The 19,119-nt window shown below is 32.8% G+C and carries 15 protein-coding genes; 6 read left to right on the top strand and 9 right to left on the bottom strand.

All coding sequences use genetic code 11. The features are described 5' to 3' along the window. Positions 1–13: 13 nt before the first annotated feature. The 5 genes from leuB to recG form a co-directional block, all read right to left on the bottom strand. Complete coding sequence (gene leuB / locus M4I21_RS02505; RefSeq protein WP_249557454.1) at positions 14–1,069, bottom strand: 3-isopropylmalate dehydrogenase; 1,056 nt, start codon at positions 1,067–1,069, stop codon at positions 14–16. Positions 1,070–1,106: 37 nt separating this feature from the next. Beyond that, complete coding sequence (locus M4I21_RS02500; protein WP_283771739.1) at positions 1,107–2,621, bottom strand: hydroxymethylglutaryl-CoA lyase-like TIM-barrel protein; 1,515 nt, start codon at positions 2,619–2,621, stop codon at positions 1,107–1,109. A gap of 35 nt (positions 2,622–2,656) precedes the next feature. Further along, the gene (leuD, locus tag M4I21_RS02495; RefSeq protein WP_249557453.1) at positions 2,657–3,253 is read right to left on the bottom strand and encodes a 3-isopropylmalate dehydratase small subunit; all 597 of its coding nucleotides are present in this window, start codon (positions 3,251–3,253) and stop codon (positions 2,657–2,659) included. Between the two features lie 105 nt (positions 3,254–3,358). Next, a complete protein-coding gene (gene leuC / locus M4I21_RS02490; RefSeq protein ID WP_249557452.1) occupies positions 3,359–4,750 on the bottom strand; it encodes a 3-isopropylmalate dehydratase large subunit in 1,392 nt (463 codons plus the stop codon). Positions 4,751–4,895: 145 nt separating this feature from the next. Continuing rightward, positions 4,896–7,001 (bottom strand): ATP-dependent DNA helicase RecG, encoded by a 2,106-nt coding sequence (gene recG, locus M4I21_RS02485; RefSeq protein ID WP_249557451.1) that lies wholly within the window; start codon positions 6,999–7,001, stop codon positions 4,896–4,898. A 68-nt stretch (positions 7,002–7,069) separates the two neighbouring features. On the opposite strand from recG, the gene M4I21_RS02480 reads away from it, so the two are divergent. From M4I21_RS02480 to M4I21_RS02465, 4 genes are all read left to right on the top strand, one after another. Next, positions 7,070–9,160, top strand: coding sequence for a M1 family metallopeptidase (locus M4I21_RS02480; RefSeq protein WP_249557450.1), 2,091 nt, complete (start codon positions 7,070–7,072; stop codon positions 9,158–9,160). 2 nt (positions 9,161–9,162) lie between these two features. Further along, complete coding sequence (locus tag M4I21_RS02475; RefSeq protein WP_249557449.1) at positions 9,163–10,068, top strand: patatin-like phospholipase family protein; 906 nt, start codon at positions 9,163–9,165, stop codon at positions 10,066–10,068. Beyond that, entirely contained in the window at positions 10,065–10,970 is a 906-nt protein-coding gene (locus M4I21_RS02470; RefSeq protein WP_249557448.1) for a patatin-like phospholipase family protein, read from the top strand. Before M4I21_RS02475 ends, M4I21_RS02470 begins: the two co-directional genes overlap by 4 nt. A gap of 85 nt (positions 10,971–11,055) precedes the next feature. Further along, positions 11,056–12,117: a hypothetical protein gene (locus M4I21_RS02465; protein WP_249557447.1), complete on the top strand. Its 1,062-nt coding sequence runs from the start codon at positions 11,056–11,058 to the stop codon at positions 12,115–12,117. A gap of 268 nt (positions 12,118–12,385) precedes the next feature. Here M4I21_RS02465 and M4I21_RS02460 read toward each other — a convergent pair whose 3' ends face one another. After that, positions 12,386–12,904: a DUF7935 family protein gene (locus tag M4I21_RS02460; protein WP_249557446.1), complete on the bottom strand. Its 519-nt coding sequence runs from the start codon at positions 12,902–12,904 to the stop codon at positions 12,386–12,388. A gap of 85 nt (positions 12,905–12,989) precedes the next feature. Then, complete coding sequence (locus M4I21_RS02455; RefSeq protein ID WP_249557445.1) at positions 12,990–13,733, bottom strand: hypothetical protein; 744 nt, start codon at positions 13,731–13,733, stop codon at positions 12,990–12,992. Positions 13,734–13,914: 181 nt separating this feature from the next. Here M4I21_RS02455 and M4I21_RS02450 point away from each other — a divergent pair, with 181 nt between their 5' ends. Then, positions 13,915–14,673, top strand: coding sequence for a glycosyltransferase (locus M4I21_RS02450; protein WP_249557444.1), 759 nt, complete (start codon positions 13,915–13,917; stop codon positions 14,671–14,673). Between the two features lie 14 nt (positions 14,674–14,687). Further along, on the top strand, positions 14,688–16,106 hold the full coding sequence (locus M4I21_RS02445; RefSeq protein ID WP_249557443.1) for an ArnT family glycosyltransferase: 1,419 nt from the start codon (positions 14,688–14,690) through the stop codon (positions 16,104–16,106). Between the two features lie 34 nt (positions 16,107–16,140). Here M4I21_RS02445 and M4I21_RS02440 read toward each other — a convergent pair whose 3' ends face one another. Further along, complete coding sequence (locus tag M4I21_RS02440) at positions 16,141–17,721, bottom strand: FMN-binding glutamate synthase family protein (RefSeq protein ID WP_249557442.1); 1,581 nt, start codon at positions 17,719–17,721, stop codon at positions 16,141–16,143. A gap of 104 nt (positions 17,722–17,825) precedes the next feature. Further along, positions 17,826–19,106 (bottom strand): amidohydrolase, encoded by a 1,281-nt coding sequence (locus tag M4I21_RS02435; protein ID WP_249557441.1) that lies wholly within the window; start codon positions 19,104–19,106, stop codon positions 17,826–17,828. Between the last annotated feature and the right edge of the window lie 13 nt (positions 19,107–19,119).

Here is a 19,119-nt window from a genome sequence, read left to right as displayed (position 1 = left end):
AATTGTACTAAGATTATATGTTTTTAGCTAGCCAATCTCCAATTTCACTAGTCTTGTATGCTTTTCCTTTTTCAGATAAATCCTCTGTAACTATACCTTCTTCTAAAGATTTGTTTACAACATCTCTTATTGTTTTTGCTTCAGCAGTTAATCCAAAATCTTCAAATAACATTGCAGCAGATAATACTGTTGCCAATGGATTAGCAATGTCTTTTCCTGCTGCTTGTGGGTAAGAACCGTGTATTGGCTCGTATAATTTATTTTTTGTTCCTACAGATGCAGATGGCATTAATCCCATAGATCCAGATATTACGGAAGCTTCATCAGTTAAAATATCTCCAAAAAGGTTTTCTGTAATAATAACATCATATTCACTTGGCCATTGTACCAAACGCATAGCTACGGCATCTACAAACTCATAAGAAACAGTTACTTCTGGATAGTCTTTTTCCATTGCCTGTACTGTTTCTCTCCATAATCTAGAAGATTCTAAAACATTGGCTTTGTCTACACAACATAATTTTTTACCTCGCGTCATAGCCAATTCAAAACCTTTTACGGCAAGTCTTGTAATTTCGTCACGAGTATAGGTCATTGTATCAAAAGCAGTATTTCCGTTATCTTTTCGACCTCTTTCACCAAAATAAACACCACCAGTAAGTTCTCTTAATATAATAAGGTCTGTACCTTCTATACGCTCTCTTTTTAAGGGCGATTTATCAATTAATGAAGGAAACGTAAATGTGGGTCTAACATTAGCAAATAAGCCTAATTTTTGTCTCATTTTAAGTAAACCTTGTTCAGGTCTAACTTTAGCAGACGGATCATTATCAAATCTAGGATGACCAATAGCACCAAATAAAACAGCATCTGCAGCTTCACAAATAGCGTGTGTTTCATCTGGGTAAGGTTCTCCCACAGCATCTATGGCTGCTGCTCCTGTTAAAGCAGGTGTCCAGTTAATTTCATGATTGTATTTTGCTGCAATAGCGTTAGATACTTTTATAGCTTGGTCTATTACTTCTGGTCCTATACCGTCACCGGCTAATACTGCTATGTTTAGTTTCATATTAATATGTACTCTTTATGTTATTATATTTTTTTCGCTAAATAATATTTAGCATTTTTTCTGTTGCTTTTATTGCAGATACTGTCTGGTCCGAATCTAAACCACGAGTTTTAAATTCGTTATCTCCTTTTTTCCAAGTAATAATGGTTTCACACAAAGCATCAGAATTACTACCAGGAGGTATACGTACGGCGTAATCTATTAATTTTGGTAACTCAATTTTTTTAGCGTTATAAATCTTATTTATCGCATTCATAAAAGCATCATATTGGCCGTCTCCTTGTGCATTCTCTTCAAAAAGTTCTTTCTCTATCTCTACAGCAACACTTGTAGAAGGTTTTAAGCCTTTAGAATGGGTAAGTACGTAAGACTTTATAATAACCTTTTCTTGGTAGCTGCCGCTATCTAAAACATCAGAAATTATATAAGGTAAGTCCTCTTTTGTAACCTTTTCTTTTTTATCACCCAACTCAATAATACGTTGTGTAACTTTTCCTAAATCATCATCATTTAGGGTAAGACCAAGTTCTTGTAAGTTTTTTAAAATATTTGCCTTTCCGGATGTTTTACCTAGTGCATATTGTCTTTTTCTGCCAAAACGTTCTGGTAATAAATCATTAAAATAAAGATTCTTTTTACTGTCGCCATCTGCGTGTATACCTGCAGTTTGCGTAAAAACATTTTCACCAACGATAGGTTTGTTTGCAGGTATTCCAAAGCCTGTAAAATTAGATACAAGTCTGCTTACTGTATACAAAGATGTTTCTTTTATAGCTATTTCTATTTCTGGTAAAAAATCGTTAATAACAGCCACAACACTTGCCATTGGAGCATTACCGGCACGTTCCCCCATACCATTTACGGTTAAGTGTAGTCCGTGGCAACCGGCTTTAAGAGCCTCCATAACATTGGCAACACTTAAATCATAATCATTATGACCGTGAAAATCAAAATGAAGATTTGGATATTTTTTAACTAAATCGGTTATATAAGCAAACGTTTCTGTATGTGTTAAAATTCCTAAGGTATCAGGAAGTAAAACTCTTTTTATAGGTTGATTGGATAAGAAATCTAAAAATTGATATACATATTCTAACGAATTTCGCATACCATTGCTCCAATCTTCTAAATAGACATTTGTTTCTATTTGATGCTTTTGAGCAAGAAGTATAGTAGCTTCAATTTCTTTAAAATGTTGATCTGGTGTTTTTTTTAGTTGATGCGTAAGATGGTTTAAAGATCCTTTGGTTAATAAATTTTGAACCTTAGCACCTGCCTCTTGCATCCATTTAATAGACACACCATTATCTACAAAAGTTAAGACCTCTATTTTATTTATAAAATTATGAGATACAGCCCAACTTGTAATTTTCTGTACGGCAAGTAATTCGCCATTAGATACACGTGCAGATGCGACCTCAATCCTATCTACTTTTAGTTCTTCTAAAAGTAATTTAGCAAGGGTTAATTTTTCAGAAACAGAAAAGGACACTCCAGATGTTTGTTCACCATCACGGAGTGTGGTATCCATTATTTCAATTTTTCTTTTCATTATAGTGTTGGTGGGTTATTCTGGTACGTCTTAACTTATAGAGGAGTATTTTCAGCAAAAGCCGTAATCTCTTCTTTAATATTTAATAAGTAATCAATATCATCAAAACCATTTAACATATTGTCTTTTTTATAAACATTAATGTCAAACGATTCTTTTTCTCCTGTACCAACAATAGTAATGGTTTGTTCGGGTAAACTAACTTCTACTTGTGCTTTAGGGTCTTTTTCTGTTTCTGTATATATTTTTTCTAAAAATTCTGGAGAAACTTGTACGGGTAAAACCCCTACGTTTAAACAGTTGTTTCTAAAAATATCAGCAAAAAAACTAGAAACTACACATCTAAACCCATAGTCGTACACAGACCAAGCCGCGTGTTCACGAGAAGATCCTGAGCCAAAGTTTTTACCACCAACAAGTATTTTTCCAGCGTATTTATCTTGGTTTAATACAAAGTCTTCTTTTGGTGTATTGTCTGGGTTGTAGCGCCAGTCTCTAAATAAATTATCTCCAAAACCTTTACGTTCTGTAGCTTTTAAAAATCTAGCAGGTATTATTTGGTCTGTATCTACGTTTTCTATTGGTAGCGGAACTATGCTACTTTTTAATGTGTTGAATTTATCGTATGCCATTTTAAATTTACTTTTGGCCTCTAGCTTTTGGCTATTGGTTTATTTTAATTATCAATTTTCTGAAGCTTTTAGCAGGAAGCTAAGAGCTAATAACTAACCGCTATTTTATAGCAATTCTCTAGGGTCTGTAACTTTTCCAGTAACAGCTGCAGCAGCTGCAACTAGCGGAGAAGCTAATAATGTTCTAGAGCCAGGACCTTGTCTGCCTTCAAAATTTCTGTTAGATGTACTTACCGCGTATTTACCTGTAGGTACTTTATCATCATTCATAGCTAAACAAGCAGAACAACCAGGCTCTCTAAGTTCAAAACCAGCAGCTGTTAAAATATCTAATAAACCTTCTTCTTTAATTGCTGCTTCTACTTTATGAGAGCCTGGGACCAACCAAGCGGTAACATTTGGTGCTTTTTGTTTTCCTTTTATAATCTCTGTAAATGCCCTAAAATCTTCAATTCTTCCGTTGGTACAACTTCCTAAAAAGACAAAATCTATTGGCTTACCAATCATAGAATCACCTTCATTAAAAGCCATATATTGTAACGACTTTTTATAGGTAGCTACACCACCTTCTAAACTTTCAGCAGTTGGTATATCACGACCAATACCCATACCCATTCCTGGATTGGTACCGTAAGTAATCATTGGTTCTATATCTTCACCTTTAAAAGTAAGTTCTTTATCAAAAGTGGCATTTTCCTCTGTGTATAATGTATCCCAATATGCTTTTGCTTTATCCCAAGCAGCACCTGTAGGTGTAAATTCTCTTCCTTTTACGTAATCTAATGTTTTTTCATCTGGAGCGATCATTCCGCCACGCGCACCCATTTCTATGCTTAAGTTACAAACCGTCATACGTCCTTCCATAGACATATTCTTAAATACGTCACCAGCATATTCTACAAAATATCCGGTAGCACCAGATGTAGTTAATTGTGAAATAATGTATAATGCAACATCTTTAGGTGTAACACCTTTACTAAGGTTACCAACAACGTTAATACGCATACTTTTTGGCTTAGGCTGCATAATACATTGTGTGGCCAATACCATTTCTACTTCAGACGTACCAATACCAAAGGCAATTGCGCCAAAAGCACCGTGCGTAGATGTGTGAGAATCTCCGCAAACAATAGTTGCACCTGGTTGTGTAATTCCATATTCTGGACCTACAACGTGTACAATACCATTTTTTTCATGACCTAGTCCCCAGTAACTAATACCGTATGCATTAGAGTTTTCTTCTAAAGCTTTTAACTGTTTAGCAGATAAAGGATCTTTTACGGGTAAGTGCTGGTTAATAGTTGGTGTGTTGTGGTCTGCAGTAGCAAATGTTTTTTCAGGGTGTTTAACACCAATATTTCTACTTTTTAAACCTAAAAAAGCAACAGGACTTGTTACTTCATGTACCATATGGCGGTCTATAAAAAGAACATCTGGTCCATTTTCTATTTTTCTTACTACGTGGGAGTCCCACACCTTGTCAAACAGTGTTTTCATGTATTATTTATTTTCGTCTTAGTTAGGATAAAGATTTGTGTAATGCTACACGATCTTACTCTTAAGTTTCTAATAAAACCTCTAACTATCAAAAATAAAGAATACTATAAATTGTTTGTTAAAATATTAAGTAAAATTACGATGTTCAACTTATATACGTCCATATGTTTTTATGCTTTACAAGTTGAGCATATGCTTCTGAAACCACAGTATTACTAGGATTACTAAGACTAGGGTCCTCTTTTAAAATTTTAATAGCATAATGCCTAGCCGTTTGTAAAATGTCGTTGTCTTTTACAATGTCTGCTATTTTTAGGTTTAAAACACCACTTTGTTGTGTACCCATAATATCTCCAGGTCCACGAAGTTTTAAATCGACCTCTGCAATTTCAAAACCATCGTTGGTGCGCACCATTGTTTCTAGTCTTGTTTTAGCATCAGCGGACAGTTTATGACTGGTCATTAAAATACAATAACTTTGGTCTGCACCACGACCAACACGACCTCTTAATTGGTGTAGTTGAGACAAACCAAAACGTTCTGCACTCTCAATAATCATAACAGAAGCATTTGGTACATTTACACCAACTTCTATTACTGTTGTAGCTACCATTATTTGAGTTTCACCTTTTATAAAGCGTTGCATTTCAAACTCCTTGTCTACGGGTTTCATTTGTCCATGTACAATAGATATTTGATATTTAGGAGCAGGAAAATCACGAGATATACTCTCGTAACCATCCATAAGATCTTTATAATCCAGAGCTTCAGACTCTTGTATTAATGGGTAAACAACGTATACTTGTCTGCCAATATTTATTTCATCCTTTAAAAAACTAAATACTTTTAGTCTGTTAGAATCAAACCTGTGTACTGTTTTAATTGGTTTACGGCCAGGCGGTAATTCATCTATTACAGAGATGTCTAAATCGCCATACAAACTCATAGCTAAAGTTCTTGGAATAGGCGTGGCTGTCATTACCAAAATATGCGGAGGTACGGTATTTTTACGCCATAGTTTTGCACGTTGCGCTACTCCAAATCTATGTTGTTCATCTATAATTGCTAAACCTAGATTTTTGTACTGTACTTTATCTTCTAATAAAGCGTGTGTGCCAATTAAAATATGCAACTCACCACTTTCTAAATTTTCGTGAATAACTTTACGAGCAGATTTTTTTACAGAACCCGTTAGTAATGCTACTTTTATATCTAAGCCTTCTAGTAGTTCTGTTATGCCATGATAGTGTTGTGTTGCTAGAATTTCTGTAGGAGCCATTAAGCACGCCTGAAAACCATTGTCTAAAGCCAGTAAAATTGTCATTAAAGCAACAATAGTTTTACCAGAACCAACATCTCCTTGCAAAAGTCTGTTCATTTGTGCATTACTACCTAGATCTGCTCTAATTTCTTTAATAACTCTTTTTTGAGCGTTAGTAAGCTCAAACGGTAAATGGTTGTTGTAAAAATCACCAAAATAAGTGCCCACCGCAGTAAATGGGAAGCCTTTTATTTTGTTTTTACGAACCATTTTTTTTGCTATTAGTTGTAGCTGAATGTAAAATAACTCTTCAAACTTAAGTCTAAACTGTGCTTTTGCTAATTCTTCTTGACTTTTGGGAAAGTGTATATTTAATAAGGCATCACTTTTACCCATCAACTTTAATTCAGACAATAAATAAGTAGGTAGTGTTTCTACAAACCTAGCTTTTGTATCTAAAAAAAGTTGCTGCATTAATTTACTTGTTCCCTTGTTTGTAATACCTCTACTACTTAGTTTTTCTGTAGAAGGGTAGATAGGCTGCATACTAATTTTTAGTCCTTTTTTATGGTCTTCTAAAAGTTCTAATTCTGGATGAGGCATAGAAAACACACCATTAAACCAATTTGTTTTACCGTAAATAACATAAGGTACATTTAGTTTAATGTTTTCTCTAATCCACTTTTGTCCTCTAAACCAAACCAGCTCCATTTTTCCAGTCTCATCTACAAAAGTGGCAACAAGTCTTTTTCCTCTTTTTTGTTCAATAGCTTTTAGGTGTATTATTTTACCTATTACTTGTACCTCTGCGCTATTGCGTTGCAGCTCATTAATTTTGTAATAGTGCGTTTTGTCTAAATATCTATTCGGGAAAAGATTTATTAAATCTTGGTAGGTGTAAATGCCTAATTCTCCCTGTAAGGTTTCCGCTCTACTTGGGCCAACACCTTTTAAATATGCAATGGGAGTTTGTAAATAATTAGCATTCATACCACTAAAATAAACCGAATCTGAACAACTGCAAAAGATGAAAATGCTTATTTTGGTTGAAAATTAGAATGATGACTTTTTTTAGATACTTTCCTCTCCTTTTTATTTGCACTCAATGTCTTGTTTTACAGGCACAAGAGCAACCAAAAGTAGACTTTTTAGAGGCTAATGCAGCCTTGTCCCCAAATGCAGCAACAAAGGTAATAAATGGTACTGTTAGCTATACTTTTACAACATTAGCTAAGATAGATTCAGTTTTTCTTGATGCAAAACATATGACCTTTACTAAAGTTTTGCTAAACAATAGGTCTGTAAAGCATACTGTAGATACAGATAGAATTACACTGTTTAAAAAATTAAAAGAAGGAAAAAAATACAAATTAGAGCTTACGTATACAACACAGCCAAAGCAAACACTTTACTTTTTTGGGTGGACTAAAGAGGATGCTACAAACAACCAAATTTGGACACAAGGGCAAGGGAAGTATACAAGTCATTGGTTGCCAAGTTTTGATGATATGAACGAAAAAGTGGTGTTTAATTTAGACATAACGTTTCATGAAGAGTACCAAGTAATTGCTAATGGAAAGCTTAAAAATACAAGCACAAATGATGGATTAAAAAAATGGCAGTATACAATGTCTAATCCTATGTCCAGTTATTTATTAGCCTTTGCTATTGGTAAGTATTCGGTTAAAAAGCAAGTTTCTAATTCTGGCATACCAATAGAATTATATTACTACCCAAAAGACTCTGCAAAGGTTGAAACGACATATAGGTATAGCAATGAGATTTTTAACTTTTTAGAAAAGGAAATAGGAGTGCCATATCCTTGGCAAGTATACAAACAAATACCTGTTAGAGACTTTTTATATGCTGGTATGGAAAACACAACAACAACCATTTTTTCTGATGCTTATGTTGTAGATTCTATTGCGTATAACGATACTAATTATGTAAATATTAATGCACACGAGTTAGCACACCAATGGTTTGGAGATTTAGTAACAGAGGTTAGTAGTAATCATCATTGGTTGCATGAGGGTTTTGCAACGTATTACGCATATTTAGCGCAGAAAGAAGTTTTAGGAGAAGATTATTTTAATTGGAAGTTGTTTTCAACAGCACTTCAATTAGATAAATATAGCCAAAACAATAAAGGAGAATCTCTAATAGATCCTAAAGCTAGTAGTTTAACCTTTTACGAAAAAGGAGCTTGGGCATTGCACGCTTTAGTGCACAAAGTTGGTAAAGAAGCTTTTAAAGATGGTGTACAGAAATATTTAGAAAAGCATAAATATAAAAATGTTACTGTAACAGACTTTTTAAAAAGTATAGAAGAGACTAGTGGTGCAGATTTATCAGACTATAAAAAAACGTGGTTAGAAGCTACAGATTTTCCTACAGATAAAGCAAAAGCTATTTTAAAAAAGACATCTCCTTCTTTGGCATCATTCTATAGGCTGCAAAAAGAACTAAGTGTAAGTAAAAAGACAAACAGCTTAATTATAGACAAGTATTGGGAGCAAACAACATCAACAGAACTTAAAAATAATATTATAGAATTTTATTCAAAGTTTTTGTCTAAAGAAGTAAAGGATGATATTTTAAAGTCTAATAATGTAATGTTACGTAAAACATTGGTTTTAAACACGCCTAAAATTTTAGGAGAAGACGTTTATTTTTTTGAATCTTTTTTAACCGATAAGAGCTATACAACCATAGAAAATACATTGTATAAGTTATGGATTTATAATCCTGAAAAACGTGCAGATTATTTAGACAAAACAAAGGGAGTTATAGGTTTTTCTAGCAAAAATGTTAGACAATTATGGCTTGCATTGGCAATTATGACCAAAGGGTATCATGTAGATGTAAAGCAGGAATACTTAAAAGAATTAAGAAGTTATACTCGTGAAGCAGAATATTTTGAAACCAGACAATTGGCTTTTTCTTATTTAAATGATTTGTTTTATCTAGATGATGCCAATCTAAAAGATTTAATACACGCTACAAACCATCCTGTTTGGCAATTTAAAAAGTTTGCTAGAAATTTGGTTGAAGATTTATTAGAAAAAAAAGAATACAAAAAGAAATTAGAAGAGCTAGAAGCGCAAGTGTCTACAACAGATTTTAAATATATTAAAAGTAAATTGTAATTATGCGAGCAATGGTAATTTCTGGAGGTGGTAGTAAGGGTGCTTTTGCTGGTGGCGTAGCACAATATTTGTTGCAAGATGCAAAACATAATTATGACATGTTTATTGGCACATCTACGGGAAGTTTACTTATCTCTCATCTAGCATTGCAAGAAATAGAAAAAATAAAATCTATTTACACATCTGTTAATCAAGAGCATATTTTTAGCTCTTGCCCGTATACAATTACAAGGAAGCATGGCATAGAAAATATAGGAATTAATCATTTTAATGTACTTAAAAATATTTTACGTGGTAGTAAAACCTTTGGCGAAAGTCACAATCTTTTAAAACTAATAAGACAATCTGTAACGGAAATAGAGTTTAATTTATTAAAAAAAAGAAACATAGAAATTGTAGTTACAGTAGCAAATTTATCGTTAAATAAAGTAGAATATAAGTCTATTAAAGACTGTACTTATGACGAGTTTTGTGAGTGGATCTGGATTTCTTGTAATTACACACCATTTATGAGCTTGGTTAAAAAAAATGGATGTGAATATGCAGATGGTGGCCTTGGTAGTATGGTGCCTATAGAAGAAGCTATTAAAAGAGGAGCCACCATTATAGATGCGATTATTTTACAAACGGAAACCAATTTGTTTAATAGAATGCCATCTAAAAATGCATTCTCGTTGTTAACCAATATGTTTGCTTTTATGGCAGACAGAATAGAACAACAAAACATACGTATAGGTAAGTTTGTAGCCAACCATAATAATACAATTATTAACTTTTATTACACACCTACCGTTTTAACTACAAATTCGCTTATTTTTGAAGAGAAAAAAATGACTGCTTGGTGGAAAAGTGGTTATGATTTTGCAAAGAATAAGAATACAGAAACTAACCATATAGAGATAGAATGAGAGCATTAGTTATTAGCGGTGGCGGAAGCAAAGGAGCGTTTGCCGGAGGAGTAGCTCAGTATTTAATGGAGATAGAGAACAGAGATTATGATATTCTTGTGGGTACATCTACGGGTAGTTTGTTAATTTCTCAATTAGCATTAAATAATGTTGGTTTGTTGTATGACTTGTATACCAATGTAAATCAGCGTAAAATATTTAGTTTAAATCCGTTTGTGGTTAACCGTAAAGGAGATAGAGAATTTGTATCTATTAACTATTTTAATGTGTTGCTTCAGTTTATAAAACGGAAACGAACATTTGGAGAAAGTAAGTCTCTACGAACTACAATTAAAAAACATTTTACAGTATCAGACTATAGACAAATTATAGAGAATACATCTAAAGACGTTGTGGTAACGGTTTCTAATTTATCTAAAAACAGGGTAGAGTATAAGTCTATTAGAGATTTTAGTTATGAAGAGTTTTGTGATTGGATTTGGATTTCTTGCAATTATATTCCTTTTATGTCTTTGGTAAAAAAAGATGGATACGAATATGGTGATGGTGGTTTAGGCTGTGTATTACCAATAAGAGAAGCTATAGAACGTGGCGCTACAGAAGTAGATGCCATTATCTTAGAATCCGAAAAAATGGAACACAATAAAGTATTAGGTAAAAATCCGTTTTCCTTAATGCTTAGTATTTATGGTTTTGTCTTAGATCAAATAGAACACCACGATATTTCTGAAGGTGTAATTTATGCAACACACAAAGGGGTTAAATTAAACCTGTATTACACGCCTACCAAATTAACAGAAAACTCCTTAGTTTTTAATAAAAAGTTAATGGCCCAATGGTGGGAGCAAGGTTTTAATTACGCTGAAAAAAAAGTAACAAAGCTTAATGCTATAATCCCATAGTCTTGAACTTATTTAAGGCTTTTTTTAATACGAATTATTGTTTTTTATCGTTATAAATTATCAACAAAATATGTAACCTTAAATTATGATGACGAACCTTAAGTTCTTAAGATTTCCTTTACTTGTTTCACTTACTTGTATATATGTATTTAGTTTTTACTCCTGTAACAAGGAAGAAACAAGCAATGATGATACTGTTGTCACAGAAGATGCCTTAAAATTAGATGAAGATTTTTATATAAACGAAAAAAAAACAGTAGTAAACTATCTTCTTTCTTCAGAAGATTATAATTCTTTTTTAGTTCCTGATACTCAAAAAGATTTTTCTAAGATCACCAAAAAAGTATACGAGCATTTTGAAGATGAATTCGATTTTATTTTTATTCTTTCGAATGAAAAAGAGCAACCTAGCGGTTTGTATTATGGTGTTACCTACACAGCACAAAATAATATAGAAGGAATAGGAGGAAACCTTTTTGATGGTACAGCAAAGTATGGTTCTGCAGGGAAACTAAAGAGTGTCATACATATGCCTAGAACCGAATATATTAAAAATGGCCCATTCTTACACGAAATTATGCACTATTGGGGTAACTATGATTTTATAGAAACACAGGAAAGCGGACATTGGGGTTTCTCTTCTGTAGGAGGACAACTTGGTGGTTTTGATGAGTTGGTAGATTCTGGAGGTACTACGTACATAGGTAAATTAGATGGAGAAAAAGGATTTGGAACCTTTGCAAACGGAGGTAATAGTATTCCTTATGGTAATGCAGAACTTTACTTAATGGGCTTAATTGGAGCAGATGAATTAAATGATATTAAAATTGCTAAAAATGCAAAAACAACAAAGTATGGTGAGTTTACATCAGATGAGATTATCACGTTAACAGCTAGTGATATTGTAGCTAGGCACGGAGCTAGAAAACCATCTGTAGCAGCATCGCAGAAGTCATTTAATGCTATTGTCGTGGTAATTTCTAAAAGTGCACTTTCTAAAGATGTAGTAAAGAGTTTAGAAGATAATATAGAGAATTTTTCTAGAAACGCTGCACCAGATAGCTCTTGGGGAACTACAAATAACTTTTGGATGGCTACTAAAGAAAAAGCAACATTAAACACTGTAATACCTAATCCTAAAAAATAATATAAGTTTATCTTTAAAAGATAATTTAAAGGCATCTAAAAGTTGATTTTAGATGCCTTTCTTTGTTTGGTGAATGGCTTTATATATGCATTACATATATAAAACGAGTACTAGTTAGAACCCTTTATGGTTGCTGTTATGTAAAGGGACAAAAGGGTATTGGTTATTCTATTTAATTTGTAGAATATGCTTGTGTAGTTATAAAATAGCAAAAAAAAAGACTGTCATAGTAGACAGTCTTTTAGTTATAAGATAATAATTTTATTGTTTACCATAATTCGCCAATCTCTTTCTTAATAAAAGTAAGAGCTGTTGCAGATGGTGAAGTTTTATCCATAGTATCGTTTAATATATCTTCTCTTAGCTTGTCCGCAGATTCAGTCTGACTTAAAGCAGTCTTACGAATCATTTGTATTGTTGCGCTTTTTGCTGTCTTAATAATATTCCAGCTCTCGTCAGATAAATATATTTGTTGTGATAGGTTATGATCAAACTCCTTTTCTATATTCTTAATTAATAACGTTTCGTATGCATTTTTATCGTTACCTACTGGGGCAACACGCACTACCAAGCTTGGAATAGATATACGTTCTAAAAAAAGAGCCATACGTTCATACGCTTGTAGTCTTGTAGGTAATGTGCTTTTTTGAGAATCTTTATGCAGTAAAAAACGTCTTCTTCCGTCTTCGTTTTTAGTATGTAATTTAAAAAAATAAAATGCTACAATACCAGTTACTACACTTGGTAATAAATATGCAAACATTTGTAAAACTATTTCAGATGTCATTGTGGTTATTTTTAAGTTTGACTACGGTTGTAGAACGCATATTTTTTTCAAAAATTATACAAAACCAGAAATAGTCTCTCGTCAATTATTTTAAATTTTTCATATGTTCTCTAACTCTAAGATAAAAATTAGGGTAGTCTGTATGTATTTTAAATAAAAGGTTAGAAGTCTCTAGTGTAGTACTTTCTAACGTAATACGCTCAGCAACTATATCATACTTAGTTATTAAAGAAGTATGCAATGCAGATAAACTTCCAGAGTTACTAGAAATTGTTAATTTAGAATCTGTGTTTAAAAGCATTATTTTAGATAGGTTTTCTAAAAAAGCTTCACCCGTAGCACTTATTTTAGTTTTAGAAGCATCTAAAACGTTTTGTGCACTTTCTGTTATTACAACTTCCCCATTTACAACACTAATTTTAGCATTTTCTCCTAAAGACTGTTTTGCGTTTGTTAAAACTACAATTGCAGTAGAATCGCTTTTACTAAAAGAAGTTTCTAAAATAGATAGTTGTGTTTCTTTAGATTTTAAGGCCTCAAGTGTTCTCTCCATATTCTTAGAATTTTGGCTAGATACTTGTGTAAAATTTTTAAGGTTGTTTAGTAAAGAGGTGTTAGCGTCTTGCAACTCTGTAGCCTGACTTTTATATAGATCGGACTCAGCAACACTTACTTTAGCAATTTTATTAGCTTCGGCTAACGCTATGTTAGTTTTAGCGATGCTATCTTTTAAATTATCTATTTGCAGTATCAAGTCGCTCTTTTTCTGAGCAAAAGCAGCAGTAGTTACGCATAAAAGTAGTAGGATAGATAGGGTAATCTTTTTCATATATAATTATAATTTAAGAGACAAATTTAAACATTTAATTAAGGTTACAATTGTTATTTTTAAAAGATGCTTTTTTTAGAATAAAAAAAACAATAACTACTTAAAATATTGTCTAAAGATGTACTGTAAATAATGACTGGCATATTGTTTTTTAATATCTTGCGAGACAAAATTAATTAGTGTGCTAAAATTATCTTATACAACTTGTATTGTAATACCCTGCTATAACGAAGTTAAAGAGCTTAATAATAGAGTTTATGACGGTTTTTTAGAACAGGATACTGATGCATTTATATGTTTTGTAGATGATGGATCTACAGATGGTACTTTTAAGGAGCTACAAGCCTTAGAGAAGAAATACCCAGCAAAGGTAGTTGCATATAAAAACAAGGCTAATGTAGGTAAAGCAGAATCTGTACGAAACGGTATTAATTATGCTGTTGCTAATTTTGATTTTAAGTTGATAGGTTATTTAGATGCAGATTTAGCAACTTCTTTAGAAGAGTTTTGTTCTTTGACTTCTTATGTTAAGAATGATATATCTTTTGTATTTGGATCTAGAATAATGAAATTGGGTTCTACTATAGAGCGTAAATCTTCACGTTTTTTTATAGGAAGATTTATAGCTACAATAATATCTAAAATACTGGATTTAAAGGTGTATGATACCCAATGTGGCTCTAAATTATTTACTAAAGAACTTGCAATTGAAGTTTTTAATAAATCTTTTGTGTCTCGTTGGCTTTTTGATGTAGAAATTTTTAATAGAATAGTAGTGCTTTATGGTAAAGATATTGCACTGCAAAAAATGTTAGAAATTCCGCTTAAAAGATGGGTAGATCAAGGAGATTCTAAAGTAAAAACATCTTATTTTTTTCAACTTTGGTTAGACCTTTATAAGATTAATAAAATTGTAAAACAAAGTGCAAAAGCACAATAAATAACAGTGTAAAAATGACAGCTAAAAAAATTACATTTAATTATATGATGATAGCTATTTTGTCTATCGTTATTTTTAGATTTATAATTACTGGTGCCATACCATTACTAGATAAAACTGAAGCACGTTATTCGGAGATCTCTAGAATTATGCAAGAAACAGGAGAGTGGGTTGTTTTGCAAATAGACTATAATGTACCTTTTTGGGCAAAACCACCACTATCTACTTGGATGTCTGCAATGAGTTTTGAGCTTTTTGGAGTTAGTGAATTAACTGCTAGATTGCCATCATTTTTATTGGGTGTAGCAATGCTTTTTATATTGGGTTACTTTGTTAGAAAAACAAAAGTATCTCCATTATTGCCAGCTTTAGTTTTAGTAACTACCCCAGAGTTTTTAATACATATGGGAGTTGTTTCTACAGATTCTACTTTGTGTTTTAGTATAATGTTGATAATGCTATCTTTTTGGAAATCTATTTCATCAGATAAAAAAACACTATGGAATTATCTCTTTTTTGTAGGTATAGGTTTAGGGTTTTTAGCTAAAGGTCCTTTGGTTTTAGTGCTTACAGGAGCTCCAGTGTTTTTTTGGTTGTTGTTAGACCGTAAAACATTTTTCTCTAATTTAGGAAAACTTCCTTGGATTTTAGGATTACTAATAACAGTAGCTATTGCATTGCCTTGGTACTTACTAACCGAACAAAGATCACCAGGATTTTTAGATTATTTTATAGTAGGGGAGCATTTTAATAGGTTTTTAAAACCAGGATGGAGTGGTGATTTATATGGGCAACCAAAAACACAACCATTAGGTTTAATATGGGTATTTATGTTATTGTTTTGTTTGCCTTGGTTCTATATTGTTTTAGCCAAAATAGTAAAACTAAAAAAGAGAATTCTAGACGATAGGTACGTTGCTTTTCTATTATTTTGGTTACTATGGACACCAATATTTTTTACAATATCTAAGAATATCTTACATACGTACATATTACCTTCTACAATTCCGTTAGCATTATTAATTGCACATTGGTGGCCAGAATACAAGCATAAGAAAAGAGCGTTAATAGCGTGTTCTATATTTCCTATTTTGATTTTTATTGCAGGAGCAGGACTTTTAGTTACTGACCAGTGGAAGTTGTATATGAATTCTGATAAGTTACTAATTGAGAAATCAGAGGAATTAACAATTGATAAAAATCCACCTATTTTATACCTTAAATCTAAAACATATTCTAGTCAGTTTTACAACAAAGGAAATGTTATAGAAGCTAGGGAACCTGCTAAAATAGATTCTATTTTAGAGGCCTATGATAAGCTTTATATTTTATCGGATAAAAGAAGGTTTTCTTTTTTACCTAAAAAACATATAGGTAAACTACAAGTTATAGATACAACAAAAAAAGCACGTCTTTATTTGTACAATAAATAAGTGCTTTTTTAATTATTAATGTATAAAAACGAGTCTATTTTTTAGGCTCGTTTTTCATATATTCTTTTCCTCCCAAATGCTGGCAATCATATAATTCTTGCATACCATTAAAAGGAACTTTTGCTTTGTTGTAACCGTAAGTAAAAGCCAAACTTCTGTTTAATTCATTATCATCTAGGTTTACTTGTATATCATCCATAGTATATTGGCAAGGATGCTCGTAACCAGATGCGTGTGTAATCTCTATTAGTTCTTTTCTAAAGCTTTTAAAATACTGCGCTAAGCGGTCCGATTTTAAAGTCACATTAATTCCGTTTTGTAACCATTTGTTTTGTGTAGCAATACCTGCAGGGCAAGTGTTTGTATGGCAAGCTTGTGCTTGTATACATCCAATACTCATCATGGCTTCACGAGCCACGTTAATACAATCTACACCCATAGCAAATGCCATTGCTCCTTTAGCAGGAAACCCTAATTTTCCGCTACCAATAAAAACAATTCTTTCTGTAAGCTTTTTTTCTAAAAACAACTTGTATAAGCTAGAAAAACCATAAACCCATGGTAAAGACACGTGATCTGCAAAACTTGGGGGCGCAGCACCGGTACCACCTTCACCACCATCTACTGTAATAAAATCTGGTCCTTTACCCGTTTTAACCATTAAATCTGCAAGTTCTTCCCATTGGTCTAATTTACCAATGGCACCTTTTATACCTACAGGCAGACCAGTTTCGTTAGCAATTTTTTCAATTAAGGCTAATAACTCAGGTACTGTATTAAATGCCTTATGTGTAGCAGGAGATAAAACATCTTCACCAATTTTAACTCCTCTAATTTCAGCCAATTCAGCCGTAATTTTAGCTCCAGGTAAAACACCACCTTTTCCTGGTTTAGCACCTTGAGATAATTTTATTTCAATGGCTTTAATGCACGGGTTATTTTCTACTAAAGTTATAAGTTTTTCCATTGATAAGTTTCCATCTTCAGAACGAACACCAAAATAGCCTGTTCCAAAATGAAAAACTACATCACCACCTTGTTTATGGTACGGAGATAAACCACCCTCACCAGTGTTATGGTATGCACCACTTTTTAGTACACCTTTATTCATTGCTTCTACAGCAGCTGCAGATAAAGAACCAAAGCTCATTGCAGATACATTTATTGCAGAAGCTGGTCTAAATGGTTTCTTACGTTGATTGTAAGCACCTATAACTTTAGCACAAGGTAAAAATGTTTTGTCTATAGTATTAGGGTGATTATCTGCAATCTTATACGCCATCATTTGGTTCTTAACAAAAATGTGCTGGTGCGCATATACATCTCTGTCTGTACCAAAACCTTCGTAGTTATTCTCGCTTTTAGCAGAAGCATAAATCCAACCACGTTCTATACGGTTAAAAGGCAATTCTTCTCTGTTGTTGGCAACAAAATACTGTCTCATTTCTGGACCAATGCTCTCTAACATATAACGTATATGCCCAACAATTGGAAAGTTATGAGAAATAGTATGTTTTTTCTGAAAGAAAATATCACGAATAGCAACCAATGCTAGTCCAATTAATACCCATATCCACCAAGAGATACTAGATAAAAAACTTAAAAAAGAATCCATTTAATCTGTATTTGTTAAGTAATGTACTATTTATTACAAGTATAATTTTGTAATTGAGCTGCAAAAATAATCAAATCTAAAGTCATTTGTTGCTAGGTTTAACGTTATTTATTTAAATAATCTAAACTCATTTCGGTTAGGGTTTTTACGCCTAAAAGCATTCCTGCGTCATCAATTTTAAAATCGGGTGTGTGGTGAGGAAAAACCTCTGTATTTCCTGGTGTCATTCCGCCTAAAAAGAAATAGAATCCAGGTACAACCTCTTGAAAGTATGAAAAATCTTCGCCACCAGTTGTAGCTTTTGTTAACTGTATATTTTTTTCACCTGCTACACGTTGCATTGTTGGTAACATTTGGTTCACTAGGGCAATATCATTGTATGTAATAGATGTTTGACTCTCTACTTCTAAAGTAGCTGTGCCTCCATATGCTTTAGCAATAGTCTCTGTCATTTCTTTCATTCTACGTAAAATAAGTTCTCGCATATCCGGATTTAACGTTCTAACAGTACCAATAAGTTCTGCGCTTTCAGGAATAATATTAAAACGTACACCGCTTGTAATTTTACCCACAGTAATAACAGCTGCTTCTTCAGTTAAATTAGACTCTCTGCTTATTATGGTTTGCAAACCATCTATAATTTTAGCAGAAATAAGAATAGGATCAACGCCAGACCAAGGTTGTGAACCGTGTGTTTGTTTTCCTTTTACCTGTATAACAAAACGTTCTACGGCAGCCATAATACCTTCTGTTTTGTATTTAATTACACCAACAGGAGTAGCAGAATTTATATGTAATCCAAAAATAGCATCTACTTTTGGGTTTTCCATAACACCTTCTTTAATCATTAAGGGAGCGCCACCTTCTTCTCCTGGAGGAGCACCTTCTTCAGCAGGTTGAAAAATAAATTTTACGGTACCTTTTATCTTATCTTTATTTTTCGCTAAAATCTCTGCCACCCCCATTAATATAGCCGTGTGTGTATCGTGTCCGCAAGCGTGCATTACGCCGGTTTCTACTCCTAAAAACTGATCTTTAACGTTAGATTTAAAAGGTAAGTTGTTGCGTTCTGTTACAGGCAAAGCATCTATATCTGCTCTTAAGGCAATTACTTTACCAGGTTTTTTACCTTTTAAGATGCCAACTACACCTGTTACAGCAACTTCTGTTTGTACTTCTATTCCTAATGATTTTAAATGGGCAGCTATTTTTTCTGCAGTTTTAAACTCTCTGTTCGATAGTTCTGGATTTTTATGAAAATGATGTCTCCATTCTATTACCTTTTTTTCAATGTTTTTATATTCGCCATCTAACTTATAGTCTTGTGCTTGTATGGCAGAAGCACAAAGAAAGAGTGCTAAAATAAAATTGTGTTTTGTTTTCATAATAATGTAATTA

It is taken from the genome of Cellulophaga sp. 20_2_10 (assembly GCF_023476645.1).
Lineage (GTDB): Bacteria > Bacteroidota > Bacteroidia > Flavobacteriales > Flavobacteriaceae > Cellulophaga.
This window is presented reverse-complemented; position numbering and strand designations above follow the sequence as displayed.